Here is a 25,438-nt window from a genome sequence, read left to right as displayed (position 1 = left end):
GGCGGAAATGCCAGGAGACAGGGGCGCCGGCGCTCAGGTCGGCTTGGACTGCAGCTCCAGCCGGATGCGGCCCAGGATGTCCTCCACGTCGGGCACCTGGACGGGCTTGACGAGATAGGCGAAGGCGCTGCAGCAGCAGTAGGCCCGCACGACTTCCTGGGAGTCGTTGGTGGCTGTGGCCATGACGGCGATGGCGTTTCTTTTGATGCGGTGGGCGTTGTAGAGCTCGAACTCGCGGATGCGCTCCAGGGCGTCCAGCCCGTTCATGACAGGCATCATGATGTCCATGAAAATAAGGTCGAACGGCGCGGAATCCTCCACGGCCTGACAATAGGCCTGCACAGCCTCCTTGCCGTTCGTCGCTGCATGGCACTCGCCATGCGCCTTCAGCACCGACATCATGTACTGCATGCCCAGTTCGTCATCTTCAACGATCAGGATGCGCATCGCTTCGCTCCGGGAACAGACCTGATCTCGCACCGCCGATGACCTGCAGCGCTGGCCCGCTCTATTCATATTACCACAATAACGCCCTTGAGGCAACCGTCCGCGGCCCTGCGGCGCAGCATGCGCGGGCAACAGCGCAACGGCTATCGCTCATGCTTTACGGGCCGCCGATAATGCCGAGCATGCTGTCGCGGTCCACCATGCCCTTCAGGCGGCCTTCGGCGTCTTGCACGACGAGGCGCTTGCCGCCGGTCTCCAGCATGCGGCGCAGCACCTCTGGCAGCGGGGTGTCCTCGCGCACGCTGAATACGTCCGGCTCCATGGCCTCTCGCACCAGCGCCCCGAAGGCCTGGTCGCGGCTCCGGCCCGGCGTGAGGAGGTTCGCAAGGGCGCGCAGCAGGCCGGGCTTTTCGCGCTGGCTGTAGCGCTTGAGCAGCTCGCGGTCGAGGACGATGCCCAGCACCCGGCCCTCGTCGTCCACCACCACCACGCGGCGCAGGGGCGAGGCCACGAGCTTGTCCAGGGCGGCCTCCAGCGGCTCGTCCGGCCCGATGGCGGGCACGTTCTTCAGCATCACATCGCCCGCGGTGAGCTTGAGCCCCGTGGGCAGCCGGGCGGGCTCCACCCCGTGTGCGGCCGCGCCGGCCTGCCGGGAGTCCGCCTCCGGGCCGGATATGTGCTCGGACTGGGGCTCGGACATGGAAGCCGCGGTGGACACGGTGCGCAGGATGTCGATGCGGCTCAGGATGCCGGCCAGGTCGCCCGCGTCGTCCACCACCACCAGGCGCTTGAGCTTGCGCGCGGCCATGAGCGCCGCCGCCTCCGGCACCAAAGCGCGGATGTTCACCGTCACCAGCTGGCCGCTCATGACATCGCGCGCGGTCTTGCCCTGCACCATGAGCTTGCGCGCCTCCTCGCCCCGCATCTCCGGCGGCAGCTCCGCGTAGAGGCTCAGGCGAAAGGCCATGCCCGCGCGCGCCAAAAGGTCGCCGCCGGTGATCATGCCCACGGCCTTCCTACCCTCTACCACGGCCACGGCCTTGATGCCGCGCGCCAGCAGCAGGTCCAGCACCTCGGGCAGCGGCATGTCCGGGGGCACGGTGACGACCTCGTGGGTCATGACGTCGCGCACGCGCATGGAGCAGTGGAAGGTGGCCGCCACCTTGTGCCGGGTGATGGCGCCCTCGCCGACCATCTCCTCCAGCAGGGGCATGAACGCCGCGATGCGCTCGGGCCTGTCCACGATCTCCACCACCACGGGCAGGTCCTGTGACAGCCGCAAAATCCTGGCCGTGTGCACCAGGCTGCCCGCGCCGAAGCCCAGCAGCCCCCGCGTGACCGTGGCCCCGGCCAGCCCCCGGCGGTGGGCCTCTTCCACTATGGCCTCGTAGAGCAGCTTGGCGCCCACGTGGTCGCTCTCGCCGATGTAGATGCGCAGGACTTCCGCTTCGGAACGAATCTTCATGGCCCCCCCGTTTGTCTGTGCGGTTTCGTGCGGCCCGGCCAGGGCGCGGCGCAGGTCATCCGCCGACGTGCGTCAAATGAGCCGCCCCAGGCTCGCGCCCGCGTAGAAGGCCGCGAAGCCCAGGATGTTCTGGCCCAGGAGATTGAGCGCGGCATAGGCCCACTGGGCGCCGCGCAGGAGCTCTCCGGTTTCGAAGATGAGCGAGGAGAAGGTGGTGAACGCGCCCATGAAGCCCACCAGGAGGACCAGGCGCAGCTCCGCGCGGAACAGCTGGCGCTCGTCGGCCAGGACGAAGACCAGCCCGAAGAGCAGGCAGCCCAGCAGGTTCACCGCGGCGGTGCCCCAGGGGAAGTCGCGCCCCATGACGCCGTGGACCGCGCCGGAGAGCCCGTAGCGGGCCAGCGTGCCGCAGGCGCCGGCCAGGGCCAGCAGCAAGAGCTTGTGCAGCGTGTCGTTCATGGTCGATTTAGCCCCCGCCCCTGCATGTAGCCCGAAACCGGCCCATCGCACAACAGTCCGTTGCACAACCGCCCCGTCTTGGTGGCGGCCAGCTTGCGCCGTGGGCCGACGAAAAGCCCCCCGCCTTGACCGGGCAGGGGGCTTGCTGTGGCTATTCTTTCCAGCGCACGGCTGGAACAGTCGAGGCTATCAGCCGCCTCCGCCGCCTCCGCCGCCCGTGTTCGAACGGCCCACCGTCAGGCCGTCGGCGCTCTGCTGGGCGTCCACCGCCGCCTCGACGGTGGCGACGGCAAGGCTGCCAAATGGCCCGGCAAAGCCCTTGGCCAGGCCCGCCGGAGACTTGTCGCGCGCGGTCTTGGCCAGGCCGAAGTTCGGGTCCTCCTTGGCCGCCAGGACGAAGAAGTCCTTGGACACCTGCCAGTCGCCCCGGTCCATGGCGTCCAGGCCCTGGCCGTAGTAGGTCGCGGCCTGCAGGCTCTTGGTGTGGTACTGGCGCAGCAGGGCGTTCTCGGTGTCTGCTTCGACCTTGATGTTGTTCACCTTGAGGATGCCCGCCACCACCTGCTTCTGCAACTCGAAGAACTTGTCCTTGCTGACGCTGGCGCTGAAGGACCCGACCACCTGCCCACGAGTGCAGGAAGCCGTGCTGCTGGCCACGCCGAGCTGTCCGCTCGGGGCGAGCAGGTTGCCGACCACGAGGTTGTCCGCGCCGAGCAGCCGCCCGACCTTGGGCGCGCCCGCGGCGTTGACGGCGCCGGTCTGGCCGAGGTTCATCTCGTCGAGCAGGGCCTGCAGGCGCGCGCGTTCCACCACGGTGATGGTCTTGACCTGGGCCAGATCGCTGATGGTCATGGCCGTCAGCGCCTTCTGGAGCGCCCGCAGGTTTTCGTCCGGGCCGGGCAGGCCGAAGTTGAGCACAGCGTAGCTGTCCGCCTTCACGGCGGCGGTGGCCAGCTTGGCCTCCTGCGCCAGGGCCTGTTTGGCCAGCGTGCGGCTGGCCTCAAGCTCGATCAGGGTGATGAGGCGGTCCACCTCCTCCTTCACGACGGTCATTTTCTTGTCGTCGAAGGAGCGCAGGGACGCGAGCGCCGCCACCGGGTCGCCAAGCTCCAGCTGAGCGGAGCCCAGGTAGAGATAGGACAGGGGGACCATGGTGGGCGCCTGGGCGATGGCTTGCTTGAACTCCTCGGCGGCGCTTCGGGGTTCTCCCGTCTTGAGCAGGGCGTAGCCAAGCCGTTGTCGGATGGTCCAATCGTCGGGCTGCTGCGCCAGACGCTCCCGGAACGTGGGAATGGCGGCCTGGTAATCGCCATTGTAGAAGGCCATGTTGGCCTTCATGAGCGGCATGCACCCCGCAGCGCCCATACCCAGCAACGCAAACAAAATGGCCAGAAGCTTCTTCACGCCCTGCCCCTCCTCGCTTCATTGTGATGAGAACGACCCGCCACGCCAGCCTGTCGGCGCACCCATCCAGCCGAACAGGAACCGCCACGGTGTTGGGGGGGCCCTCGCCAGGCGGTTTAAAGTCCGTAGCATCTACGTATTGCTGAGTCCAGACTCCAAGGGGTTCCGCACTGCCCGAAACGGGACTTTGGCTTGCGTTTCGCGCGTCCGCGCCCTTGCGCTACCCGGGCAATTCTGCGAGAGAATGAAATAGCGCCACCGTCCGCCGGACCTGGGCAAACCTCGGGGGAACGCATGACCACATATGTCTACAAGGACCCGGCCAAGAAGTTCGAACTCGACATGACGGAGAGACCGGGCAGCGTCCGGGTCACCCTTACCGACAAGGGCGTGACGACACAGGTCTGCACGGCCAAGAACCTGGAGGGTGCCTTTCGGGAGGTCGAGGCCCTGTTCAAGGCCGCGGGCAAGCCCGTGCCCCCGCGCGAGGACTGGAAACCGCTCTGAGGTGCCGGGGCCGAGGCATCGTGAAGAAAAGGCAGACTGCCCGGGCCGTGCCCCCGACTCCCTGCCGTCGTTGCTGTGCTCCCAGGGGAGACGGACTGTGCCACAATGCGCTCTTATAATCTGCTGCCGCTGGACAAGCGCGCGCAACACTGGGTACTATACGCCTGTGGCCCCCCCACGCCACGCCGGACCTTGCTTCTGCAGACGTTGTTGAGGGACGCACCATGACCAGGCTCTCTCGTCCCGCCAGCATGTTGCTGGCGCTTGCCTTCCTTTGCTCCTCCTTCGTGTGCGGCGTTTCGCTTGCGGCCCAGCCGGGCAGCCCCGCGAAGCCGCGTGTCTTCGTTGTCCAAAGCTACGACAAGGAATACATCTGGACCCAGAACATCAATGAGGGCATCCGGGAAGGCTTGCGCGGCCTTGGCGCCACGTTCCAGTACTTCTACATGGACGCCAAGCGCAGGCCAGACCCCCAGGCCTTGCGTCAAGCCGCGCAGGACATCCTGTGGGCGATCAAGGCACAGGCCCCACAGGTTGTCATCGCCGTGGACGACGCCGCACAAATCTACCTTGTGGAGCCGTTTCTCAAGGATCTCGCCAGCCCCCAGGTCATCTTCTGCGGCGTCAACGCCCCCATTTCACTCTATGGCTTTCCCGCGTCCAACGTGTCCGGCGTGCGCGAACGCTGGCATTTCCGGGAAGGGTTCTCCCTGCTGAGAAAAATCTCCCCGAGCTTGCGGTCGGTCGCGGTGATTTCGGACGACTCGGAATCTTCCGGGTACGTCCTTGATAACTTGGCCGAGGACCAGAAGAAGGCCGGAGCGTTTGCCCTCAAGCTCGCCGGGGTTGAAAAGGTGCACACCTTCCAGGCCTGGCAAAGCAAGATCCTGGCCTATCAAAGGCAGGCGGATGCGTTGGCCATCGGCATCTTCCACTCCCTCGTGGACACGGCGACGGGGCAGGTCGTCCCGCCGGAAAAGGTCATCGCGTGGACCAATTCCGTCAACAAAAGGCCTACGTTGGGCTTCTCGGATTACGCCCAGGGGCAAGGCATCATGTGCGGCGTGCTGGAGTCCGGGCACGAGCAGGGCTACCTTGCCGGGACCATGGCCCGCGAGGTCATCGCCAAGGGCGTGGCGGCCGGTTCCCTGCCCGTGCGCCTCAACCAGAGGGGCATCGTCTTCCTGAACCTCAAGGCCGCCGAGCGCTTCGGCCTGAGCATCCCCTACGAGCTCATCGAGGCAGCCGAGGTGGTGGTGCAATGACCACCCTCTGGGCAAGAGCCCAACGGCGGCTGGCCTTCGACCGCCCGCTGATGCCCGTGCTCTCCGTCGTGCTCATCGGGGCGTTCATCAGCACCCTTGTGGTCTACCTCAACACCAAGAACGCCGTTGAACGCCTGGCCCAGAGCCAGACCACCCAGAGCCTGAAGCTGCTCGACCAGCAGATCAGCGCCCAGGTTCGCGACATGGTGACCAAGAGCCGGCTCGTGAGCCAGGACGGCGTGCTGCGCCTGGCCCTGGAAGACTCCTACATCGGCCGCTCGGCCAAGGTCGCGGCGCAGAGGAAGCTTCTGGGGTATATGGAAGACGGGCTCTTCGAGCGCTTTTATCTGATGAACATGCACGGGGTCATCGTGCTGGCCTCCAATCCCGCCCTCGCAGGCGTCCTCAACATCTCCGACAGGGAATACTACCTGCAAGCCAAGGCGGGCCATCCATACCTGGAGACAATCCCGGTTTCGCGTGTGAGCAAACGCCCCATCCTCGTGGCCTCGCATCCCGTGCGCGGACCGGATGGCGCCGTCGTGGGCGTGCTTGTCGCCATTTCCGACACCAACACCTTCGCCAAGGACGTACTGGCGCAGATGCGCATCGGCAACAGCGGCGGCGCGTACATCCTTGGCCCCGCGGACGTGCTTGTGGCGCAGCCTTCCTGGGCGGCAGACGGCCAGTTCGCCCCAGGCCCGGTGGCGAGGGAACTCATCGCCAATGCCGGCGCGGACTCGTTCTTCCACTTTGACCGCCAGGGCGCTCAGCGGGTCTGCGTCGCCCAGCGCAACCAGATCACAGGCTGGACGCTCGTCATCGAGGCCGACGAGGCCGAGGTTCTTGCTCCGGCCACCAGGCTCGCTACCCTCATCGCGGGCATGTCCGTGCTCATCCTGGCCCTTGTGACCCTTGCCCTGGGCTTTCTGCGCAAGACGCTGCTCAACCTGCGCAACGCGGAAGCCGACCAACGCACGCTGACGGACTTGAGCCCCGTCGGGATCATCACCTTCAGCCAGAGCGGAACGCCCCTCTACATGAACGCGAAGGCCAGAAGCATCCTCGGGATTGAGCCAAAGGCCCAACTGCCAGCGGAAGTGCTGTTCGAGGACGCCCTGGGGGAGCCGCTTGTCGGCGCCGCATCGCCCGTTTTGGCGGCCCTCGACCAGCAACAGCCCATTCTCGGACAACTGGCCTGGCACCAGGCCCCGGCATCAAGCGACCGCAGGGCCATCAACATCAACGCAAGCCCCCTCTCGGGCCAGGGCGGCGCAAACGCCCAGAGCCTGGTGGTCACCCTTGAGGACATCACGGACCGCGTGCTTGCCGAGCAGGCCCTGGTGTCCGCCAAGGAGGCCGCAGAGGCGGCCACAAACGCCAAGAGCGAATTCCTGGCCAACATGAGCCACGAGATCAGAACGCCGCTCAATGGCGTGCTGGGCATGCTCAAGCTGCTGAGGCAAGACATCCCGCCGGAGGAGCGGGCTCAATACACCGAAATGGCTTTTAATTCCGGGAGCCGACTGCTTGCCCTCCTGAACGATGTGCTCGACTTCAGCCAGATGGAGACGGGCAACCTGCAGCTCTCCACCGCCCCGTTTGATCTGCGCACCCTGTTCGACGATGTCGAGGGCGCATTCTCCCTGGCGGCCAAGGAAAAGCAGCTGGAGCTCTCCTTCAGCGTGGACCAAAGCGTGCCTGCGCTGCTTGCGGGCGATGAGGCGCGTTTGCGCCAAATCCTCTTCAACCTTGTGGGCAACGCCCTCAAGTTCACGCCGGAGGGCTCGGTCCAGGTCGCCGCCTGGGCCAATCCCTCCGCGAAGCATGCGGGCAAGGCCAGGGTGTACATCTCTGTTGCCGATACCGGGGTCGGCATACCGGATGACAAGCAGGACCACGTGTTCGAGCGGTTCACCCAGACGGACGCCTCCTACGCGAGAAGGTACCAGGGGGCCGGGTTGGGCCTTGCCATCGTGAAGCGCATCGTCGCCCTCATGGGCGGAACCATCGACCTGGATAGCGAGGAGGGCGTGGGAACGACCGCCTACCTGCACCTGCTGATGGACACCGCGGACACCGCGGCGGCGGTGGCGCAATGCGCCGCGGGAGATGCACCGCCCTGCCTGCCGAGGCTGCGCATCCTGCTTGTGGACGACGAAACCGTCGGCCTGCTTGGCCTGCAGGTCATGCTCAAGCGCATGGGCCATGACGTCGCCACCGCGGGCAATGGCAAGGAGGCTGTGGAGCTTGTGCGAAAGGGCGAGTTCGACTGCATCCTCATGGACATCCAGATGCCCGTCATGGATGGCGTCGAGGCCACAAGGCTCATTCGAAGCATTGCGGAGGACGAAAAAATGGCGAACATCCCGGTCATCGCCTTGACCGCCTACGCGATGCCCGGTGATCGCGAGCGGTTCCTGGGCGCGGGCATGGATGACTATGTCACCAAGCCGGTCCAGATGGAGATGCTTCAGGAGGCGCTGGCGCGGACAGTGGGCGCGCAGCATCGCTGAAACGGTCGGTAATTTTCCTTTGTCCCGACCGGCACTTGAGCATGCCCGCGCTACGCCGGACCGGGGTGACACTTCCAGCCGAGTCTGCTTCGGCAAAAGAAAAAGGCGGTCAGCTTTTCAGCTAACCGCCTGATTTTGTGTGGCGTCCCCAGGGGGGTTCGAACCCCCGTTACCGGCGTGAGAGGCCAGCGTCCTAGGCCACTAGACGATGGGGACTAAATAAAGAGTCTTTGGTGGGCCGTGATGGACTCGAACCATCGACTCTATCATTAAAAGTGATATACTCTACCAACTGAGTTAACGGCCCCCGAAGGAAGGCCCTTTTAGCCGGACCATGGGGACCTGTCAAGGAGAAAAGCCCCAAAGATTTTCACCTTCCGGGACGGGTGCAAACCGCCGACAACCATGCTACATTTTTTCCAGGTCGAGCACAAGCGCGCGGAGGGGGGAAGACATGGCGGACGACGCACTGGTCGGGGCTGGCGGCGTGCCGCTTTCCGCAGACATCCTGCGCCACCTGCTCGACTCTTCCCAGGACGTGCTCTACGCCGTGGCGCTCACCCCCGACGTTCACATGCTCTACGCCACGCCCGCCTTTGCCCGGCGCATGGGCCTGCCGGACGACTTCCTGGAGCGCGGCTACCACTTCAGCCAGTACCTCGCCTCCGTGCATCTCGACGACACGCCCCGGGTCGCCAGGATCATGGCAGCCATCGTCTCCTCGCGCTCCGACGAGCAATTGCCCGAGAACCCGGCGGTTTACCGCCTGCGCACCCCGGAGGGCGGCTGGCGCGTCATCAGCGACTCCTACCGCATCCTGCGCGACGCGCAAGGCGTGCCGCACACCCTCATCGGCAACGCCCGCGACATCTTCGAGCGCAGCCACGCCCAGCAGACCCTGAAGGAACGGGATGCGCGCTTCCGCCTCCTGGCCGAGAACTCCCGCGACATCTTCTTCTCCATGCGCTTCCCCGAGGGCAGCTACGAGTACATAAGCCCCAGCGTGGAGGACCTCTTCGCCATCTCCCCGCAGGAGTTCTACGACGATCCGGGCACGCTGATGCGCTGCATCGCCCCGGACTGGCTCGAGACCGTGCAGGGCTGGATGGCCGAGATCGCCCAGGGCCGCGTTGCCGAGAGCTATGAATACCAGGTGCGCGACAAGGGCGGACGCCTGCTTTGGCTCAGCCAGCGCCAGGTGCTGGTGCCGGCCCCAAGCGGCAAGGGCGCGCTGCTTCAGGGCGTGGCCACCGACGTCACCGCCCTGCGCGAGGCGCAGAAGGCGCTGGCCGAGAGCGAGGCGCGCTTCCGCTCCCTGGCGGAGAACTCCCGCGACATCTTCTTCACCTTCCGCCTGCCGGAAGGCCGCTACGAATACATCAGCGCCAGGGTGGAGGACATCCACGGCCACCCCCCGCAGGCCTTTTACGACGACCCGGGCCTGTTCATGCGCTGCGTGGCGCCGGCTTGGCGCGACCAGATGCGCGGCTGGATGGCCGAGGTCAGCCAGGGCAAGCTGCGCGACAAGTACGAGTTCGAGATCGTGGACAGGCACGGGCGGCTGCGCTGGATCGAGGAGCGGCTGGTGCTGGTGCCCACGCCGGACGGCCAGGGCGTGCTGCTTCAGGGCGTGGCCTCGGACCAGACCGAGGAGCACGCCGCCAGAGAGGCCCTGCTCGCCAGCGAGGAGCGCTACCGCCAGCTGGCCGAGGGCTGGCTCGACCAGGCCGTCATCCGCATCAACCTCCACACCAACCGCTACGAGTACGTGAGCCCCGGCATGCAGCGCCTGTTCGGCTTCGCGCCGGAGGAGTTCTACCAGGGCGCGCGCGGCATCGTGGGCAACACCGTGGCGCCGGAATGGCGCGAGGCGGCGCAGGAGTGGATGGCCGAGGCCTGGCGCGAGGGGCTCAAGCCGGTGTACGAGTTCGAGCTCATCGACGCCTGGGGGCAGCGGCGCTGGGTGCACCTGCGCTGCACCCTGCTCCATGCCTCGGACGGCACGCCCGCCGCGGTGCAGGGGGTGCTCTACGACAACACCGAGCGCAAGCGCCTGGAGCAGCAGCTCGCCGCCTCGGAGCACAAGTACCGCACCCTGCACGAGAGCATGCGCGACGGCTATGCCTCGGTGGACAAGGACGGCTTCATCGTGGAGCACAACAGCGCCTTCCGCGACATGCTGGGCTACACGGACGAGGAGATCCCGAAGCTGACCTACTTCGACATCACGCCGGAGCGCTGGCACGCGGAGGAGGAGCGCATCCTCAAGGAGCATGTGCTCACCCGGGGCTACTCCGACGTGTACGAGAAAGAGTACCGGCGAAAGGACGGCTCCCTTTTCCCGGTGTCCCTGCGCACCTACCTGGAGACAGACGACTCGGGCCAGCCCGGGCGTTTATGGGCCATCGTGCGCGACATCACCGACCAGAAGCGCGCCGAGGAGGCCCTGCGGAAAAGCAACGCCCGCAACCGGCTCATCGTGGAGACCGCTACCGAGGGCATCTGGAGCGTGGACGCCCTGGAGCGCGCCACCTTCGTCAACGCCGCCATGGCCGAGATGATGGGCTACACCCCGCAGGAGATGCTGGGGCGCACGACCGAGTCGTTTCTCTTCCCGGAAGACATTCCGGCCCACAGGAAGCGCATCGCGACGCGCCGCACCGGCAAGGACGAGGTCTACGAGCGCCGCTTCCGGCGCAAGGACGGCACCACCCTGTGGGTTCTGGCCTCGGCCAAGCCGCTGTGGGATGACGCCGGGAGCTTTGACGGCGCCTTCGCCATGTTCGTCGACATCACCGAGCGCAAGCGCACCGAGCAGGCCCTGCGCGACACAAACGCCCGCTACGCCCTGCTGGCCGAGAACGTCGTGGACGTCATCTGGACCACGGACGAAAACTTGCGCTGGACGTACTTGAGCCCCTCCGCAGAGAGACTTTCGGGCATCCCGCTGGCCCGGCTCATGGACATGCGCTTCGACGAGCTGTTCACCCCCGAGTCCATGAGCCTCATCGCCGGGCTTATTGCCAAAAGGCGGCGGGAGCCCGCGCCCAGCGGAAAGGACGAGGCCTACCGCCAGGAGATGCACATCCGCCACGCCGACGGCTCCCTGCTGCCGCTCGAGGTTCTGGTGCGGCCCATGCGCGGCCCGAACGGCGAAATCACCGGCTACTGCGGCACCTCCCGCGACATCACCGAGCGCATCCGCGCCGAGCAGGCCCTGCGCAGCAGCGAGCAGCGCTTCTCGGAGCTCATCAGGCACTCCTCCAACTCCATCACCATTCTCGACGCCAATGGAACCCAGATCTTTGCCAGCGAGGCCGCCGAACGCATCGTCGGCTACACGCCGTCCGAGCTGACGAACATCTCCATCATCGAGGAGATGGTCCACCCGGAAGACCAGGAGCAGGTGGCGGCGGCCTTCGCCACAATCCTCAGGGACGGGGAATGTGGGGCGCACTACCGGCACAGGCACAAGGACGGCTCCTGGGTCCACCTTGAGGCCTGGGGGACCAACCAGCTGGACAACCCGGACATCCGGGGCATCGTCGTCAATGCCCGAGACATCACCGAACGCAAACGCGCCGAAGCGGCGCTGAGGGAGAGCGAGGAGCGCTACCGCCAGCTGGCCGAAAGCTGGACCGAGCACGTGCTCATGCGCATCAACCTGCGCACCATGCGCCACGAGTACGTCAGCCCCAGCGTGGAGCGGCTCTTCGGCTACACGCCGGAGCAGTACTTGAACGGCGACCCGAAGGTGCTGGGGTCCGTGGCCCCGGAGTGGCGGGAGCAGGTGTTCCAGTGGATTCAGGAAACCGCCAACGGCGTGCTGCGGCCGGAATACGAGTACGAGGTCTTCGACGCCTGGGGCAGTCGGCGCTGGGTCTACCAGCGTGGCGCGCTACTGCTTGACGAAACCGGCGCGCCCTCCGCGGTGCAGTTCCTCTTGTCCGACATAACCGAGCGCAAGCACACCGAAGAGGCCCTGCGCATCAGCCAGGAGCGCTACGCCCTGGCCCTCAAGGGCGCCAACGACGGCCTCTGGGACTGGGACCTGCTCAAGGACGAGGTGTACTTCTCCGACCGCTGGAAGGAGATCATCGGCTACGCCCCGGAGGAGATCCGCCACGACGCTTCCGAGTGGGCCGAGCGCATCCACCCCGACGATTTCGACCGCATCATGGAGGCCAACAAGCAGTGCATCCTGGGCGAGGTGCCGGTGTTCCAGGTGGAGTACCGCCTGCGCCACAAGGACGGCTCGTACCGCTGGATCTACGGGCGCGGCGCGGCCCTGGCCGACGCCACGGGCCGGGTGGTGCGCATGGCCGGGGCCCACACGGACATCACCGCGCGCAAGCAGGCAGAGGAGGCGCTCTTCAAGAGCGAACGCCTCTCGCGCAAGCTGCTGGAGTCCATGCACGAGGGCGTCTGGGCCGTGGACGCAAACCGCCGCACCACCTTCGTCAACGAGCGGCTGTGCGCCATGCTCGGCTACGCCTCGGCGGAGCTCATGAACATGTCGCCCACTGACGTGTTGGAATGGCCCCAGCGCCATGTGGCCAAGAGCCAGCTTTCGGACCTGGAGGCCGGCTACTCCGGCGCCACGGACTATGTGCTCATCCGCAAGGACGGGAGCCGCTTCCCGGCGCACGTGCTGTCCTCGCCGGTCATGGAGGAGCAGGGGCGCTTCGAGGGGCTGGTGTGCGGCGTGGTGGACCTGACCGAACGCGCGCGCATGGAGCACGAACTGCGGCGCAACCAGGCCCGGTTCGAGGCCTTGTACGAGCTCTCGCGCCTCACCCCGGCCACGGAGTTCCAGCTGGCCTCGTTCACCCTGCGCGAGGCCATCCGCCTCACGGACAGCAGCGCCGGGGTGCTGTTCTTCGTCAGCGAAGACGGCCAGCAGCTTGTGCCCAAGGCCTGGGAAACCGGGGACGACATGGCCGAGGGCCAGGTGCCGAGCTTCCCTTCCAGCGGGCCGCTGCCCTGGGCCACGGTGCTCCAAAGCGGGCTGCCGCTGTTGATCAACGACTTCTCGGAATGCTCACCGCTCGTCCCGCCCGGGCACACGGACATTTCGCGCTTCCTCGGCGTGCCTGCCCTGGACGGCGCGCGCCCGGTGGCCGTGCTGGGCCTGATAGGCAAGGACGAGCCCTACACGGCGGAGGACACCCTGCAGACCACCCTGCTGCTGGACGGCATGTGGCGCGAGGTGCGCACCCGGCGCGACGAGGAGCGCATCCGCGCCTCGCTGCGCGAGAAGGAGGCCCTGCTGCACGAGGTGCACCACCGGGTGAAGAACAACCTGCAGGTCATCTCCTCGCTCATGGACATGGCCGGGCGGCGGCTTGCCAACCCCGAGGCGCGCCAGAGCCTGATGGAGCTGCGCGGCAAGGTGCAGGCCATGAGCCTGATCCACGCGCAGCTGCAAGGGGCCGGGAGCGATGGCCGCATCAGCCTGGAGCGCTTCGTCCAGGCGCTGTTCCACCAGCTGCGCGAAATCTACTCCGGCGGGCTCGACCTGTCGCTGACGCTGCGCCTGGGCGACCTGGCGCTGTCCCTCGACCAGGCCGTGCCGCTGGGGTTGGCCCTGAACGAGACCCTGACCAACGTGTTCAAGCACGCCTGCCCGCCGCAACGGGTCGACGTCGGCCTGGCCAGCCTGGCCAGCCGGGCCAGCCGGGTGGAGATCCGCGCCGAGCGCGACCCCGCCGGGCAGGTCTCCCTTGAGGTCGAGGACGACGGGCCGGGACTGCCCGAGGGCCTGGACCCCGACAACGCCGAGAGCCTGGGCATGAAGCTCATCCGCGGCCTGGTGCGACACCAGCTGCGCGGGGAGCTGCGCATTGCCCAGGCCAACCCGGGGGTCTGCGTGGGCATCCGCTTCCGTCCGCACATTGCCGGATGACAAAATGCTGAAAGATGGCGGCCCGGCGCCTGGCCGGAATGGAGACCGTCAGGGCCGGGCCGCAGGGGCAGGCCGTGGCGCGAGGGTGGGGGCTGCGCGCCTGGGCCGCCGGGGGAATCGGGGGGATTTGCCTGCGGCCTACCAGCCCTGGTAGTGCTTGATGGCCGAGACCCTGGCGTGGGCATTGGCCGCGCTGGCCTCCTCGTCGAGCGCCTGGGCGTAGCCCGCGCTGGCGTTGAACTCCGGGCAGCGCGAGGCGTCGGCGGAGTCGTCCGGGCAGGCGTTCATGCGCGGCCAGCCGTCCAAAACCAGGGCCTCGGCCGCCTGCTCGCAGCCCTCGTCGGTGAAGTTCTCGCAATCGCCGCAGCGCACGTCGCCGTTCTTGTGCATGTCTCCTCCTTGTGGCGGGCCGGCTTGGCCCCTTGCCAACGTCATGGCGAATACTAGTCGCCCGCCCATCTTTTGTCAATAGACAAATCATCGGCGCGGCGCATGTCTTTGGGCAAATCCGGCGCGGCGGCAGTCTCGTCCTCGTGGTGCCAAGAGTTGACGAAGAGGCTCTCCTGTTGCGTCCCAGGCCAGGATGACATAGATAACGTCAATTCCACGCATCAGAATATTCAAGGAATTATATTTACCAACAGCCCGTCGACACAGGAGACATGACCATGCGCAAGACCATGCTGCTTTTGATCCTCGCCGTTGCATTCTTCGCCCTCCCGGCCCAGGCCTCCGAGCTTGACGCCTTCGCCGGAAAGACCGGCAAGATCGACATCGCGGGCGGCACCGCGCACATCCCGGTGATGAAGGAGGCTGCCAAGCGCATCATGCAGAAGGCTCCCGGCCTGCGCATCACCGTTGCCGGCGGCGGGTCCGGCGTGGGCGTGCAGAAGGTGGGCGAGGGCCTGGTGGACATCGGCAACACGGGCCGCGCCCTCAGCGAGGCCGAGGTGGCCAAGTACGGCCTGAAGTCCTTCGCCTTCGCCATCGACGGCGTGGCCGCCGTGGTCCACCCCAAGAACCCGGTGAACGCCCTCACCCACCAGCAGGTGCAGGACATCTTCGCGGGCAAGATCACCAACTGGAAGCAGGTGGGCGGGCGCGACGCCGCCATCCACCTGTACACCCGCGACGAGGCCAGCGGCACCCGCGAGGTGTTCTGGGGGGTGATGCTGAAGAAGGGCCAGATCGCGCCCTCGGCCAACGTCGTGTCCTCCAACGGCGCCATGAAGTCCGCCCTGTCCGGCGACATGGACGGCATCGGCTACGTGTCCATCGGCCACATCGACCAGACCATCAAGGCCCCGGACCTGGACGGCGTGGCCCCCACCCAGGACAACGCCAAGAGCGGCAAGTACCCGGTGCTCCGCAAGCTCTACATGAACACCAAGGGCGAGCCCACGGGCGTCGTGGCCGCCTTCATCAGCTACATCCAGGGGCCGGAAGGCGCGGCCATCACCGCCTCGGACGGCTACATCCCCACGAAGTAGCGGGCGTCCCGGCGGTCATGGCCGACTCCCGGCAGCAGAAGACTCGCGGCATGGGCCGTGGCGACCTTCCAGGCGAAGGAATCGTCACGGCCCTGCTCTTCGGCGCGTCCGCCGTGTCCGTGCTCTGCGTGGCGGGCATCCTGGCTTTCCTGGCCTGGTTCTGCCTGCCGCTGGTCACGGAAGGCCAGTCCGCTTCCGTCCTCTCCTGGACCTGGCGGCCCGCCTCCGGCCAGTTCGGCATCCTGCCCATGGCCGTGGGCTCGCTGCTCCTCGGCTCCTCGGCCCTGCTGCTGGCCTGGCCGCTGGGCCTGGGCCTGACCCTGTTCGCCCACGGGCTTGGCCCGGCCTGGCCGAACTTCAATCCGGCGCGCCCGCTCATGGCCCTGGTGCGGCTCATGACCAGCGTCCCAACGGTGGTCTACGGGCTGGCCTCGGTGTTTCTGCTTGTGCCCCTGGTGCGCTCCGGCTTTTCGGGCGGCTCGGGCTTCTCCTGGCTGGCGGCGGCGCTGACGCTCGCCCTCCTGGTGCTGCCCACCATCGTCCTGGTGCTGGACGGCCAGCTCCGGCTGGTCACGCCCGGCCTGCGGCTCACGGCGGCGGCCCTGGGGCTGACCAGGACCCAGGAGCTGGTGCACCTGGCCCTGCCCCTGTGCGGACGCGGGCTGAAGACCGCGGCGGTGCTGGGCTTCGGCCGCGCCGTGGGCGACACACTCCTCCCGCTCATGCTCTCCGGCAACGCGGCCCAGGTGCCGGGCGGCCCGCTGGACTCCCTGCGCACCCTCACGGCGCACATCGCACTGGTGGTGGCCACGGACAGCCAGAGCGCGGCCTACACCTCGCTCTTCGCCTGCGGGGCGCTGCTCTTCGGCATGTCCCAGGCCGTGAACCTGGGCCTCCGGGGCCTGCGGCCCGTTCAGGCGACCCTTTCCGCCCCACGGCGGCTCAGCCTGGAGAGGCTGGCCCGCGCCCTGGCCTGGACCTCGGCCCTGGCGGTGCCGGCGGGGGTCTGCGCGCTGCTGGGCTACCTGCTCTGGCGCGGGCTGCCCACCCTGGGGGCGGCCCTGTTCTTCGGCGACACCCCGCCGCTCGACGCCCTTCTGCACGGCGCGGCGGTCTTCGACGGGCTGTGGCCCGCCTGCCTCGGCACGCTGTACCTGGTGCTGGTGGCTTCCTGCCTGGCCATTCCCCTGGGCGTGGCCAGCGGCATCCACCTGGCGGAGTTCGCCACAGGCCGGGCCGGGCGGCTGATCTCCTCCTGCGTGGACCTGCTGGCGGGGGTGCCGTCCATCCTCATGGGCCTGTTCGGCTTCGGGCTCATCCTCCTGCTGCGCCACACCCTGTGGCCCCGGGCCAACACCTGCCTGCTGCTCTCGGCCCTGTGCCTGGCCCTCTTGGTGCTGCCCTACCTCATCAGCGCCACGCGCACCTGCCTGGAGGCCCTGCCCCGGGAGCTGCGCCTCACCGCCGCCAGCCTGGGCCTGACGCGCTGGCAGACCGTGTCGCGGGTGCTGCTCCCGGCGGCCAGCCGTGGCGTCCTGGGCGGCATCATCCTGGCCGTGGGCCGTGCCGCCGAGGACACCGCCGTCATCATGCTCACGGGGGTCGTGGTGGGCGCGGGCACCCCGGGCGCGCTCACGGACAAGTTCGAGGCCCTGCCCTTCACCATCTACTACCTCGCCGCCGAGCACCAGTCGCCCCAGGAGCTGGACCTGGCCTTCGGCGCCGCCCTGACCCTGCTCTGCCTCACGGCCCTGCTCTTCGCCCTCGCCCGGAGCCTGCGCGCCAGCCTGCTCAACGGGAAATCGCGGCGCTGGGGCAACGGCACAAGCGCTTACCAGAGGACCACCGCATGACCACCGCCATCCGCATCAAGAACCTCTCCGTGGCCTTTGCGGGCCGGACCGTGCTCGACACCCTGAGCCTGGAAGTGGACTCCGGCGGCCCCACGGTGCTGGTGGGGCGCTCCGGCTCGGGCAAGACCACCCTGCTGCGCGCGCTGAACCGCCTGAACGAGTGCCTGCCGGACTGCGCCACCAGCGGCTCGGTGGAGCTGCGCCTTGGCAACGAGTGGCTGGACGCCTACGCCCCGGGAACAAGCCCCGAGGCCCTGCGCAAGCGCGTGGGCATGGTCTTCCAGACGCCCAACCCCCTGCCCGTGAGCGTGGCCCGCAACATGGAGCTGCCGCTGGAACTGGCGCTTGGCCTTGGCCAGCAGGAGCGCGCCGAACGCGCCGAGCTGGCCCTGCGCGAGGCCCACCTCTGGGACGAGGTCAAGGACCGGCTGGACCACCCGGCCCGGACCCTCTCCGGCGGGCAGCAGCAGCGCCTGTGCCTGGCCCGCGCCCTGGCCTTCCGCCCGAAGATTCTGCTCCTCGACGAGCCCACGGCCTCCCTGGACCACAAGTCCGCGCGCGGGGTGGAGGAGCTGCTGCTGGACCTGGCCGGGCGCTACACGGTGCTCCTGGTGTCGCACAACCTGAACCAGGCCAGGCGCATGTCCCAACGGCAATCCCGGCGCATGTTCGTGCTGCGCGAGGGCGCCCGGCTGGAGGCCGTGGCCCGGGAGGACCTGGACGACAAGGAGCGGCTGCTCGCCCTCATGGACGAGCTGCTCTGACAGCCTCAAGGCAAAGGCGCATCGGCCCGCGCGAGACTGCGGGACAACGGCAACACGAGGAGGAAGCGATGAAGTACGGCGCGCGCAACAAGCTCAGGGCCAAGGTCACCAGCGTGAAAAAGGGCGACGTCATGGCCCTGGTGAAGTTCCAGGTCACGGAGCCCGGCGAGATGGCCTCGGTGCTGACCACGGAGTCCGTGGAGGAACTGGGCCTCAAGCCCGGCGACGAGATCCAGGTCTTCATCAAGGCCATCCACGTCATGCCGGTGAAGGAATAGCGCGCCCCCCGCCCCCCTGAACTGGAAAGACCTGCCGACGGCTGGTTGCCGCCCACTTTCACGCGGCGAACAACCGGGGCCGGTCATCGCGGCCCGGATCCTTCTCCGCCTCGCGGCATCGCATCAGCCCTTCGCTTGAGTAATGCCATCCTACTCCTTTGATCACGCGGGGACTCATTGACGGCTCAAAGTTAGGCGGATATATTTCGTCTCATTTCTGTCTGGAAACATGGAGAGGTCCCCCCCTGAAGTCGCTTGCCAACACCCTGTCCTCGGCCCTGCTCTTCCGCAGGCAGCCGGGCCTGCTGCCCCAGACGCTGAACCTCTTCGTCACGGCCCGCTGCAACGCCCGCTGCGAGTTCTGCCTGTATCGCCACGCCGTGGACAACCCCACCGCCCGCGACACGGAGATGCGCCTTGAGGAATACGAGGCCCTGGCCCGCGCTTACGGACCGCTGCACTATCTGGCCGTGTCCGGCGGCGAACCCTTCGTGCGCGAGGATCTGGCCGACATCGTCCAGGCCTTCATCGACCACTGCCAGGTGCGCGTGGTGGACATCCCCTCCAATTTCACCTTCACCAAGGCCATGCGGGCGGTCATGGATCGCCTCACCGCCGCCAACCCGGAGGTGGCCTTCGACCTGCAACTCTCCCTGGACGATCTTGGCGAGCGACACGACGCCTCGCGCAAGGTGCCGGGGCTGTTCGCCAAGGCCCGGGAGAGCTTCCGCGCCATGGCAGAACTGCGGGAACGGCGGCCCAACCTGCGCATCAAGGGCAGCACCCTGTACCTGCCCGCCAACGCCGAGCGCCTGGACGAGGTGCTGGCGGAGCTGGCCCGCACCTTCGCCTTTGACCGCATGAGCGTGTCCTACCCCCAGCTGCTGCTGCCCAGCGGAGGGGACCAGGCCGTGCATGCGGACGCAACCGCCTACGCCACGCGGGCCGAGCGGGCCTTGGCCAAGGCCAGCCCCTGCCGCCGCCGGGCCGACCTCCACGTGGCCGGGATGCTGGCCGTGAAGGGCATGTACCGCCGCCTGCTCATGGAGGCCTCCTCCGGCGCGAGGAGCACGGGCGGCTACTGCGAGGCCGGGCGGCACATGCTGGTCATCGACCAGGAGGGCCGGGTATTTCCTTGCGAACCCCTGTGGCACTGCATCGGCAACCTGCGCGACACCGGCTGCGATCCCCGCCCGATCCTGGCCGGGAAGCCCTACGCGGAGTTCCGGGCCGCGAGGCTGGGGCCGGGCAAGTGCAACTGCACATGGTCCTGCGCCATGCACACGGCCATCGCCGTCACGCCGGGCATGATGCCGGAACTCGCGATCCGAGGGCTTGGAATCCTGGCTCGGCGTCTTGTGGGCGGCGCATGCTGACCCAACCGCCGCAGTTGAGCATCATCATCGCTGTGACGCGGCCCCAGGCCCTGGAAGACTGTCTTCGCGGGCTGGAGGCGCAGGCGGGCAGCCAACCCTTCGAGGTCTTCGCCGTGGGCGACGTGGACGGCATGGACTTCCAGCCATCCCGCTTCGCCCTGGCCCTCGTCCCCTGCGCCTCGCGTCACGCCAACGTGCGGCGAAACATCGGCATCGCCAGGTCACGCGGCGCACTGGTGGGTCTTTTGGACGACGACACCATCCCGGACCCGCACTGGGTGGAGACGGCCCTTGGGCTGGACCCGGACGGCGACACCATCCTCACCGGGCCGGAGCGCCCCGTGGCCCAGGGGCCGCAAGCGCAGCTCGTTTACGCCGTCTCGCGCAGCAAGCTCGGGGCTGGCACCAAGTCCCACGTCAACCAACGCTGTGAGTCGGTGTGCTGGTACCAGGTGCCGTTCTGCAACTGCGTCATCCCGCGCCGGATATTCGCCCTGACCGGACCACTGGCCGAGGACATCCCCTGGGACATGGACGACTTCGAGTTCTGCATGCGCGCCCGCGAGGTGGCGCGCTTCGCCAACGAACCCCGCCTGAGCCTTCGCCATGACCGCTACCCGGATTCCGTGTTTGACTACCTGCGGTACCGCTTCCGGCTGCGCCGCCGCACCGGCGAGAAGCTCGTCTCCCACCCCTGGCTGTATGGCCGCATCCTGCCCGTACTGGCAGTGGCGGCCTTTCCCTGGGCAGCGTTCCTGCTCACGGTGCTACTCTCCGGGCAGGCGCTGTTCTTCTGGTCCTTCCTGGCCAGCTTCTATAGCGCGGGACTTCTCGGCCACATCCCGGCTGCCCACGGCCACGGCGGCTGGAAGACCGTCCTGCCCTATCTCGGCCTTATGGCCGCCCACCACGTGGTGACCGTGACCGGAGTCTGCCTGGGCACCCTCACCGGCCTGCGGCGCTACGGCCTCTCCGGAATCGCGGCGCTGTTCCGCCAGTCCGCCATGGCCAACCGCCTCGCGGTCATGGGAGGGAGTGCGGCGGCGTTGCTGCTGTTGCTGGCCGCCTTCGGAGCGGGCCACTGGGAGTTCGGCCCTTTGTCCGACCTCATGGCTCAAGACTTGCTTCATGACGGCTCGGCCCTTGGCCTGCTGGCGGTCGGCACCTACTTTCTGCTATACCCCCAAAGGCTCGCCAACCTGTGGTGCGGCTGCGAGGGGCCAGCCATCACCGCCCTGCTGTTGCCCCTGCTGGGCATGAGCCTGCTCTTCGTGGTGACACACCACCCCGGCGATCACGTCATCTTCGCCCACACCTTTGCCTGGCGCGACCTGCTGGGGCATGACAACATCACCCTCGAACTGGCGGCGCTCTCGGGGACGCTGGCCCTCGCGACCCTTCTGCTCCTGAACCGCACAAGCAATCTCATGCTGCGGATTATAGGGCTGAACACCAACATGGTCGGGCTGTTCTCGCTCATCGCCGCACACTGAACCGCCACGCCCCTGATGGCTTGGGTGCTGCGCCTGGCGCCCATGCATTGCGCCCCGGTGAAAGCGCGGGCAGACGGCCCATCGCGGCTGCGCTCTGGCATCTCTTGATCCAGAACACCGCTGCCTGTCGCACGTGGAGCAGACCTTGTCCGATTGGGCGGGTACCTTTCCTTACGGGGCGAGCCATGCCCCCCCGCCGGAACATTGACAGCACGTGGGCTTTCCGGCACTTGAGCAGACCAGGGGCAGCCGCCGGGGCAGCCTCACACCACTGCTCCACACGAGGCCAAGCAGCACCCGGTCAAGCCGAGTCATTCCAGGTAGAAACGACACATGCGCGAGATCATCCTCATCCACGCCACCGGCGAGGACCGCCCCGGCATCACCTCCATCCTCACCGGAGTGCTGGCCGCCTGCGGGGTGGACATCCTGGACATCGGCCAGGTGGTCATCCACGACCACCTCACCCTGGGCATGCTGGTGGCGCTGCCGAACGAAACCCAGAGCGCGCCGGTGCTGAAAGACCTCCTGTTCAAGGCCCACGAGTCCGGGATACAGCTCAAGCTCACCCCCATCAGCCCGGCCGACTACGAGACCTGGGTCGGCGTGCAGGGCAGGCCCCGGCACATCGTGACCCTGCTGGCGCGGCGCCTGGAGGCCGCGCACCTCTCGCGGCTCACCGGCACCCTGGCCAAGCACGGGCTGAACATCGACATCATCAACCGCCTGTCCGGCCGCGTTTCCGTGGCCGAGGCCGGAGCCGCGCGCCCGGCCTGCGTGGAGTTCTCCGTGCGCGGCAGCACGGCGGACTGGGCGGCCATCCGCAGGGAATTCATGGATATCTCCTCGGAAATGGGCGTGGACATCGCTCTCCAGGAGGACAACGTGTTCCGCCGCAACCGCAGGCTGGTGGCCTTCGACATGGACTCCACGCTCATCCAGGTGGAGGTCATCGACGAGCTGGCCAAGCGCTGCGGCGCGGGCGACGAGGTCTCGGCCATCACCGCCGGGGCCATGCGCGGCGAGTACGATTTCAAGGAGAGCCTGCGCCGCCGCCTGGCCCTGCTGGAAGGGCTGGACGCCGCCGTGCTGGAGGATGTGGCGGCCACCCTGCCGCTGACCGAAGGCGCGGAGCGGCTCATCTCCAACCTGAAGCGGCTGGGCTTCAAGATCGCCATCATTTCCGGCGGGTTCACCTACTTCGGGCAGCGCCTGAAGGAACGCCTGGGCATCGACTACGTCTACGCCAACACCCTGCAGATCAAGGACGGCCGGCTCACGGGCAAGGTCTCCGGCGCAATCGTCGACGGGGCGCGCAAGGCCGAGCTGCTGCGCCGCCTGGCCGACAAGGAAGGCATCGACCTGCAGCAGGTCATCGCCGTGGGCGACGGCGCCAACGACCTGCCCATGCTGGGCATCGCGGGCCTGGGCATAGCCTTCCACGCCAAGCCCAAGGTCAAGGCCGGCGCGCGCCAGAGCATCTCCACCCTGGGGCTCGACGCCATCCTCTACCTCATCGGCTTCCGCGAGCGCGAGACGCTGGGCTAGCCTAACCGCCTCCCCCGCAAAACAAAGGGCCGGGTGCTTCGTTGCACCCGGCCCTTTTGTTGTTTGCTGGTCCCGCGCCGCTAGCCGATCTTGAAGCCCATCTGGCGCAGGGTTTTGTAAATGGCGCTCTGCTGCAGCGGCTTGGTCACGTAGCCGTCGGCCTGGCCCTTGAAAAAGGCCCTGGTCACGTTGCCCGCGTCGCCCAGGCCGGTCACCATCATGACCTTGGCCTCCTTGCCGGGCTGCACGCCGTGCTTTTTCTCCAGGTCGCGCATGGCCTGGAGCGTGGCCTGGCCGTCCAGTCCGGGCATGATGATGTCCATGCTCACCAGGTTGAACGGCCGCCCCTCGGCCAGGGCGTTGGCAAAGGCGTCCAGCGCCTCCTGCCCGGAACCGGTGTCCGACACCTCGCCCAGAGGCTTCAGCATCTTGTCCAAGTGCACCCGCGCGGCGCGGTCATCGTCGACAACAAGTATGCGCATGATATCCCTACCGCCCAGCCTAGCCCGCGACCCGGCCCAGGGCGCTTAGCACCCCGGCGTAGTAAGGCTCGTCCGCGATCTCGCGCACCAGCTCCACATGGGTCAGGATGCCCTCGCGGTCCACCACGAACACGGCCCGCGCCAGCAGGCGCAGCTCCTTGATGAGCACGCCGTAGTTCAGCCCGAAGGAGGCCTCCCGGTGGTCCGAGAGGGTGATGACCTTGTCGATGCCCATGGCCCCGCACCAGCGCTTCTGGGCAAAGGGCAGGTCCATGCTGACGGTCAGGATGCGCACGCTCGGGTCGAGTTTGGCGGCCTCGGCGTTGAAGCGGCGGGTCTCCACCGCGCACACCGGGGTGTCCAGGGAGGGCACGCTGACCAAAGCCAGGGGCATTCCCTTGTAGTCGGCCAGGGTGACCGGCTCCATGTCGTTGTTCACAAGGGAAAAATCCGGGGCCGCGTCGCCCACCTTGAGCTCCGGCCCGAGGAGGGTGAGGGGGTTGCCGCGCATGGTGACGACATCGGGACGCTCGAGCATGACTTACCTCCGGTTCAGATGCGGGATGCCTGCCTTGAACCATATCCTCCCTTTTTGGGAAAGGGAAGGGGGAGCCAGAAAATGCGTACCGTCAGATATCTACAGCACGTCCCAGACCTGGCCCGCGGGGGTGTCCTTGACCTCCACCTGCAGGGCCGCAAGCTCGTCGCGGATGGCGTCAGACGCGGCGAAATCCTTGTTCTTGCGAGCCTCCTGGCGCTTTTCCAGCAGGCCCTCCACCGTTGCGGCGTCAATGCCCTTGCGCGAGGCCCGGCAGGCCTTGAGCTCGGCCAGCAGCTCCAGGGGCTCGCGGCCGAACACGCCCAGCACCCCGGACCACTTGTCCACCCCGGCCAGGATGCGCGAAAGCGCGTCGCGTCCGGCCTCGGCCTTGCGCAGGGTCTTGTCCTCCAGAATGCGCCCGGCCAGGCGCACCAGGCCGAACAGATGCCCCAGCGCCCCGGCCGTGTTCAGGTCGTCCTCAAGCGCCGCCTCGAAGCCCTGCTCGTAGCCGGAGAGCTCGTCGAGCAATTCCTGCGGCAGCGGGCTCTTCGACCACTTGGTCCCGGCCACGGCCTCGCGCGCCTGCGCAAGCGCAGTGTAGATGCGGCGCACGCCCTTCTCGGCCTCCTCCAGCGCGTCGAAGGAGAAATCAAGCGGGCTGCGGTAGTGCATGGACAGGAGGAAATAGCGCAGGGTCTCGGGCAGGAACTGGGCCAGGATGTCGCGGATGGTGAAGAAATTCCCCAGCGATTTCGACATCTTCTCGGAGTTGATCTGCACGAAGCCGTTGTGCACCCAGAACTTGGCGAAATCCTTGCCCGTGGCGGCCTCGCTCTGGGCGATCTCGTTCTCGTGGTGCGGGAACGAAAGGTCCTGGCCGCCGCCGTGGATGTCCAGGGGCAGCGGCATGTACTTCTCGCTCATGGCGCTGCACTCCAGGTGCCAGCCGGGACGGCCCTTGCCCCACGGGCTTTCCCAGAAGGGCTCGCCTGGCTTGGCGGCCTTCCACAGGGCGAAGTCCAGCGGGTCGGCCTTCTCCTCGCCCGGCTCCACGCGCGCGCCGCTTTGCAGGTCCTCGATGTTGCGGCCTGACAACTTTCCGTAGCCGGGGAAGCTGCGAACCTTGAAATACACGTCGCCGCCGAGCGTGGCATAGGCGTGGCCCTTCGCGATGAGCCCCTGCGTCAGCTCGATCATCTCGCCGATGTGCTCGGTGCACTTGGGCTCCACGTCGGCGCGCAGGATGTTCAGCGCGTCCATGTCGACGTAGAACTCGCCGATGTACTTCTCGGCAACGTCCTGGGAACTCAGCCCCAACTCGCCCGCGCGCTTGATGATCTTGTCGTCCACGTCGGTGAAGTTGCGCACGAAGGTGACGTTGTACCCCTTGTGCCGCAGGTAGCGCACCAGCACGTCGAAAACCACCGCGCTGCGCGCATGGCCCACGTGGCACAGGTCGTAGGCCGTGATGCCGCAGACATACAGGGAGACATCGTTGCCGCGCTGCGGAATGAACTCCTGCTTGGCCCGGCCGAGGGTGTTGTACAGACGCATGTAAACTCCAAAGTTTTTACGTAGTTCGCTTCACATCCAGGGGCGCCGCCCCTGGACCCCCGCCAGAGGGCCTCAGGACCTTTGGCGGGGG

The 25,438-nt window shown here is 67.4% G+C and carries 19 protein-coding genes and 2 tRNA genes; 11 read left to right on the top strand and 10 right to left on the bottom strand.

Features of this window, described 5'->3' with window-relative positions; translation table 11 throughout:
- Positions 1–33: 33 nt before the first annotated feature.
- The 4 genes from RDU24_RS12355 to RDU24_RS12340 all read right to left on the bottom strand — a co-directional run bounded on the left by RDU24_RS12355 (position 34) and on the right by RDU24_RS12340 (position 3,775).
- Positions 34–447 (bottom strand): response regulator, encoded by a 414-nt coding sequence (locus tag RDU24_RS12355; RefSeq protein ID WP_308736074.1) that lies wholly within the window; start codon positions 445–447, stop codon positions 34–36.
- A gap of 157 nt (positions 448–604) precedes the next feature.
- Complete coding sequence (locus RDU24_RS12350) at positions 605–1,912, bottom strand: DUF190 domain-containing protein (RefSeq protein WP_308736073.1); 1,308 nt, start codon at positions 1,910–1,912, stop codon at positions 605–607.
- A 72-nt stretch (positions 1,913–1,984) separates the two neighbouring features.
- Positions 1,985–2,371 (bottom strand): fluoride efflux transporter CrcB, encoded by a 387-nt coding sequence (gene crcB, locus RDU24_RS12345; protein WP_308736072.1) that lies wholly within the window; start codon positions 2,369–2,371, stop codon positions 1,985–1,987.
- A 189-nt stretch (positions 2,372–2,560) separates the two neighbouring features.
- Positions 2,561–3,775, bottom strand: coding sequence for a tetratricopeptide repeat protein (locus tag RDU24_RS12340; RefSeq protein ID WP_308736071.1), 1,215 nt, complete (start codon positions 3,773–3,775; stop codon positions 2,561–2,563).
- 294 nt (positions 3,776–4,069) lie between these two features.
- Here RDU24_RS12340 and RDU24_RS12335 point away from each other — a divergent pair, with 294 nt between their 5' ends.
- The 3 genes from RDU24_RS12335 to RDU24_RS12325 all read left to right on the top strand — a co-directional run bounded on the left by RDU24_RS12335 (position 4,070) and on the right by RDU24_RS12325 (position 8,063).
- Positions 4,070–4,282 (top strand): hypothetical protein, encoded by a 213-nt coding sequence (locus RDU24_RS12335; protein ID WP_308736070.1) that lies wholly within the window; start codon positions 4,070–4,072, stop codon positions 4,280–4,282.
- A gap of 224 nt (positions 4,283–4,506) precedes the next feature.
- Positions 4,507–5,547 (top strand): ABC transporter substrate-binding protein, encoded by a 1,041-nt coding sequence (locus RDU24_RS12330; protein WP_308736069.1) that lies wholly within the window; start codon positions 4,507–4,509, stop codon positions 5,545–5,547.
- Positions 5,544–8,063 carry an ATP-binding protein gene (locus RDU24_RS12325; protein WP_308736068.1) on the top strand — a complete coding sequence of 840 codons (2,520 nt, stop codon included), beginning with the start codon at positions 5,544–5,546 and terminating at the stop codon, positions 8,061–8,063. The genes RDU24_RS12330 and RDU24_RS12325 overlap by 4 nt, the downstream gene beginning before the upstream one ends.
- A gap of 140 nt (positions 8,064–8,203) precedes the next feature.
- Here the strand turns inward: RDU24_RS12325 and RDU24_RS12320 are convergent.
- Both RDU24_RS12320 and RDU24_RS12315 read right to left on the bottom strand, forming a co-directional pair.
- Positions 8,204–8,279: transfer RNA gene (locus RDU24_RS12320), tRNA-Glu, on the bottom strand.
- Positions 8,280–8,294: 15 nt separating this feature from the next.
- Positions 8,295–8,370: transfer RNA gene (locus tag RDU24_RS12315), tRNA-Lys, on the bottom strand.
- A 147-nt stretch (positions 8,371–8,517) separates the two neighbouring features.
- Between RDU24_RS12315 and RDU24_RS12310 the strand changes: the two genes are divergently transcribed.
- Positions 8,518–13,968: a PAS domain-containing sensor histidine kinase gene (locus RDU24_RS12310; RefSeq protein ID WP_308736067.1), complete on the top strand. Its 5,451-nt coding sequence runs from the start codon at positions 8,518–8,520 to the stop codon at positions 13,966–13,968.
- 138 nt (positions 13,969–14,106) lie between these two features.
- Here RDU24_RS12310 and RDU24_RS12305 read toward each other — a convergent pair whose 3' ends face one another.
- Positions 14,107–14,358: a hypothetical protein gene (locus RDU24_RS12305; RefSeq protein ID WP_308736066.1), complete on the bottom strand. Its 252-nt coding sequence runs from the start codon at positions 14,356–14,358 to the stop codon at positions 14,107–14,109.
- Between the two features lie 278 nt (positions 14,359–14,636).
- On the opposite strand from RDU24_RS12305, the gene RDU24_RS12300 reads away from it, so the two are divergent.
- The 7 genes from RDU24_RS12300 to serB all read left to right on the top strand — a co-directional run bounded on the left by RDU24_RS12300 (position 14,637) and on the right by serB (position 22,770).
- Positions 14,637–15,458 carry a phosphate ABC transporter substrate-binding protein gene (locus RDU24_RS12300; RefSeq protein WP_308736065.1) on the top strand — a complete coding sequence of 274 codons (822 nt, stop codon included), beginning with the start codon at positions 14,637–14,639 and terminating at the stop codon, positions 15,456–15,458.
- Positions 15,459–15,475: 17 nt separating this feature from the next.
- Complete coding sequence (locus tag RDU24_RS12295) at positions 15,476–17,311, top strand: phosphate ABC transporter permease (RefSeq protein ID WP_308736064.1); 1,836 nt, start codon at positions 15,476–15,478, stop codon at positions 17,309–17,311.
- Complete coding sequence (locus RDU24_RS12290) at positions 17,308–18,075, top strand: phosphate ABC transporter ATP-binding protein (RefSeq protein WP_308736063.1); 768 nt, start codon at positions 17,308–17,310, stop codon at positions 18,073–18,075. The genes RDU24_RS12295 and RDU24_RS12290 overlap by 4 nt, the downstream gene beginning before the upstream one ends.
- A gap of 68 nt (positions 18,076–18,143) precedes the next feature.
- Entirely contained in the window at positions 18,144–18,353 is a 210-nt protein-coding gene (locus tag RDU24_RS12285; RefSeq protein ID WP_308736062.1) for a TOBE domain-containing protein, read from the top strand.
- Between the two features lie 158 nt (positions 18,354–18,511).
- Positions 18,512–19,729, top strand: a complete 1,218-nt coding sequence (locus RDU24_RS12280; RefSeq protein ID WP_308736061.1) for a radical SAM protein — start codon at positions 18,512–18,514, stop codon at positions 19,727–19,729.
- Complete coding sequence (locus RDU24_RS12275) at positions 19,723–21,222, top strand: glycosyltransferase family 2 protein (protein ID WP_308736060.1); 1,500 nt, start codon at positions 19,723–19,725, stop codon at positions 21,220–21,222. Before RDU24_RS12280 ends, RDU24_RS12275 begins: the two co-directional genes overlap by 7 nt.
- Before the next feature lie 333 nt (positions 21,223–21,555).
- The gene (serB, locus tag RDU24_RS12270) at positions 21,556–22,770 is read left to right on the top strand and encodes a phosphoserine phosphatase SerB (RefSeq protein WP_308736059.1); all 1,215 of its coding nucleotides are present in this window, start codon (positions 21,556–21,558) and stop codon (positions 22,768–22,770) included.
- An 80-nt stretch (positions 22,771–22,850) separates the two neighbouring features.
- Here the strand turns inward: serB and RDU24_RS12265 are convergent, their stop codons facing one another.
- From RDU24_RS12265 to cysS, 3 genes are all read right to left on the bottom strand, one after another.
- On the bottom strand, positions 22,851–23,252 hold the full coding sequence (locus tag RDU24_RS12265; protein WP_308736058.1) for a response regulator: 402 nt from the start codon (positions 23,250–23,252) through the stop codon (positions 22,851–22,853).
- 19 nt (positions 23,253–23,271) lie between these two features.
- The gene (gene tpx, locus RDU24_RS12260; protein ID WP_308736057.1) at positions 23,272–23,790 is read right to left on the bottom strand and encodes a thiol peroxidase; all 519 of its coding nucleotides are present in this window, start codon (positions 23,788–23,790) and stop codon (positions 23,272–23,274) included.
- Between the two features lie 99 nt (positions 23,791–23,889).
- Positions 23,890–25,347, bottom strand: coding sequence for a cysteine--tRNA ligase (gene cysS / locus RDU24_RS12255; protein WP_308736056.1), 1,458 nt, complete (start codon positions 25,345–25,347; stop codon positions 23,890–23,892).
- Positions 25,348–25,438 lie beyond the last annotated feature (91 nt).

It is taken from the genome of Humidesulfovibrio sp., assembly GCF_031082295.1.
Taxonomy (GTDB): Bacteria; Desulfobacterota; Desulfovibrionia; order Desulfovibrionales; family Desulfovibrionaceae; genus Humidesulfovibrio.
This window is presented reverse-complemented; position numbering and strand designations above follow the sequence as displayed.

Excerpts from the sequence above, each read along its gene's own strand:
- RDU24_RS12290 (WP_308736063.1), top strand. The coding sequence starts at position 17,308 with ATGACCACCGCCATCCGCATCAAGAACCTCTCCGTGGCCTTTGCGGGC.
- cysS (WP_308736056.1), bottom strand. The coding sequence starts at position 25,347 with ATGCGTCTGTACAACACCCTCGGCCGGGCCAAGCAGGAGTTCATTCCG.
- RDU24_RS12295 (WP_308736064.1), top strand. The coding sequence starts at position 15,476 with ATGGCCGACTCCCGGCAGCAGAAGACTCGCGGCATGGGCCGTGGCGAC.
- RDU24_RS12330 (WP_308736069.1), top strand. The coding sequence starts at position 4,507 with ATGACCAGGCTCTCTCGTCCCGCCAGCATGTTGCTGGCGCTTGCCTTC.
- RDU24_RS12355 (WP_308736074.1), bottom strand. The coding sequence starts at position 447 with ATGCGCATCCTGATCGTTGAAGATGACGAACTGGGCATGCAGTACATG.
- RDU24_RS12305 (WP_308736066.1), bottom strand. The coding sequence starts at position 14,358 with ATGCACAAGAACGGCGACGTGCGCTGCGGCGATTGCGAGAACTTCACC.
- tpx (WP_308736057.1), bottom strand. The coding sequence starts at position 23,790 with ATGCTCGAGCGTCCCGATGTCGTCACCATGCGCGGCAACCCCCTCACC.
- RDU24_RS12310 (WP_308736067.1), top strand. The coding sequence starts at position 8,518 with ATGGCGGACGACGCACTGGTCGGGGCTGGCGGCGTGCCGCTTTCCGCA.
- RDU24_RS12275 (WP_308736060.1), top strand. The coding sequence starts at position 19,723 with ATGCTGACCCAACCGCCGCAGTTGAGCATCATCATCGCTGTGACGCGG.
- RDU24_RS12300 (WP_308736065.1), top strand. The coding sequence starts at position 14,637 with ATGCGCAAGACCATGCTGCTTTTGATCCTCGCCGTTGCATTCTTCGCC.
- RDU24_RS12350 (WP_308736073.1), bottom strand. The coding sequence starts at position 1,912 with ATGAAGATTCGTTCCGAAGCGGAAGTCCTGCGCATCTACATCGGCGAG.
- RDU24_RS12265 (WP_308736058.1), bottom strand. The coding sequence starts at position 23,252 with ATGCGCATACTTGTTGTCGACGATGACCGCGCCGCGCGGGTGCACTTG.
- RDU24_RS12325 (WP_308736068.1), top strand. The coding sequence starts at position 5,544 with ATGACCACCCTCTGGGCAAGAGCCCAACGGCGGCTGGCCTTCGACCGC.
- serB (WP_308736059.1), top strand. The coding sequence starts at position 21,556 with ATGCGCGAGATCATCCTCATCCACGCCACCGGCGAGGACCGCCCCGGC.
- RDU24_RS12285 (WP_308736062.1), top strand. The coding sequence starts at position 18,144 with ATGAAGTACGGCGCGCGCAACAAGCTCAGGGCCAAGGTCACCAGCGTG.
- RDU24_RS12335 (WP_308736070.1), top strand. The coding sequence starts at position 4,070 with ATGACCACATATGTCTACAAGGACCCGGCCAAGAAGTTCGAACTCGAC.
- crcB (WP_308736072.1), bottom strand. The coding sequence starts at position 2,371 with ATGAACGACACGCTGCACAAGCTCTTGCTGCTGGCCCTGGCCGGCGCC.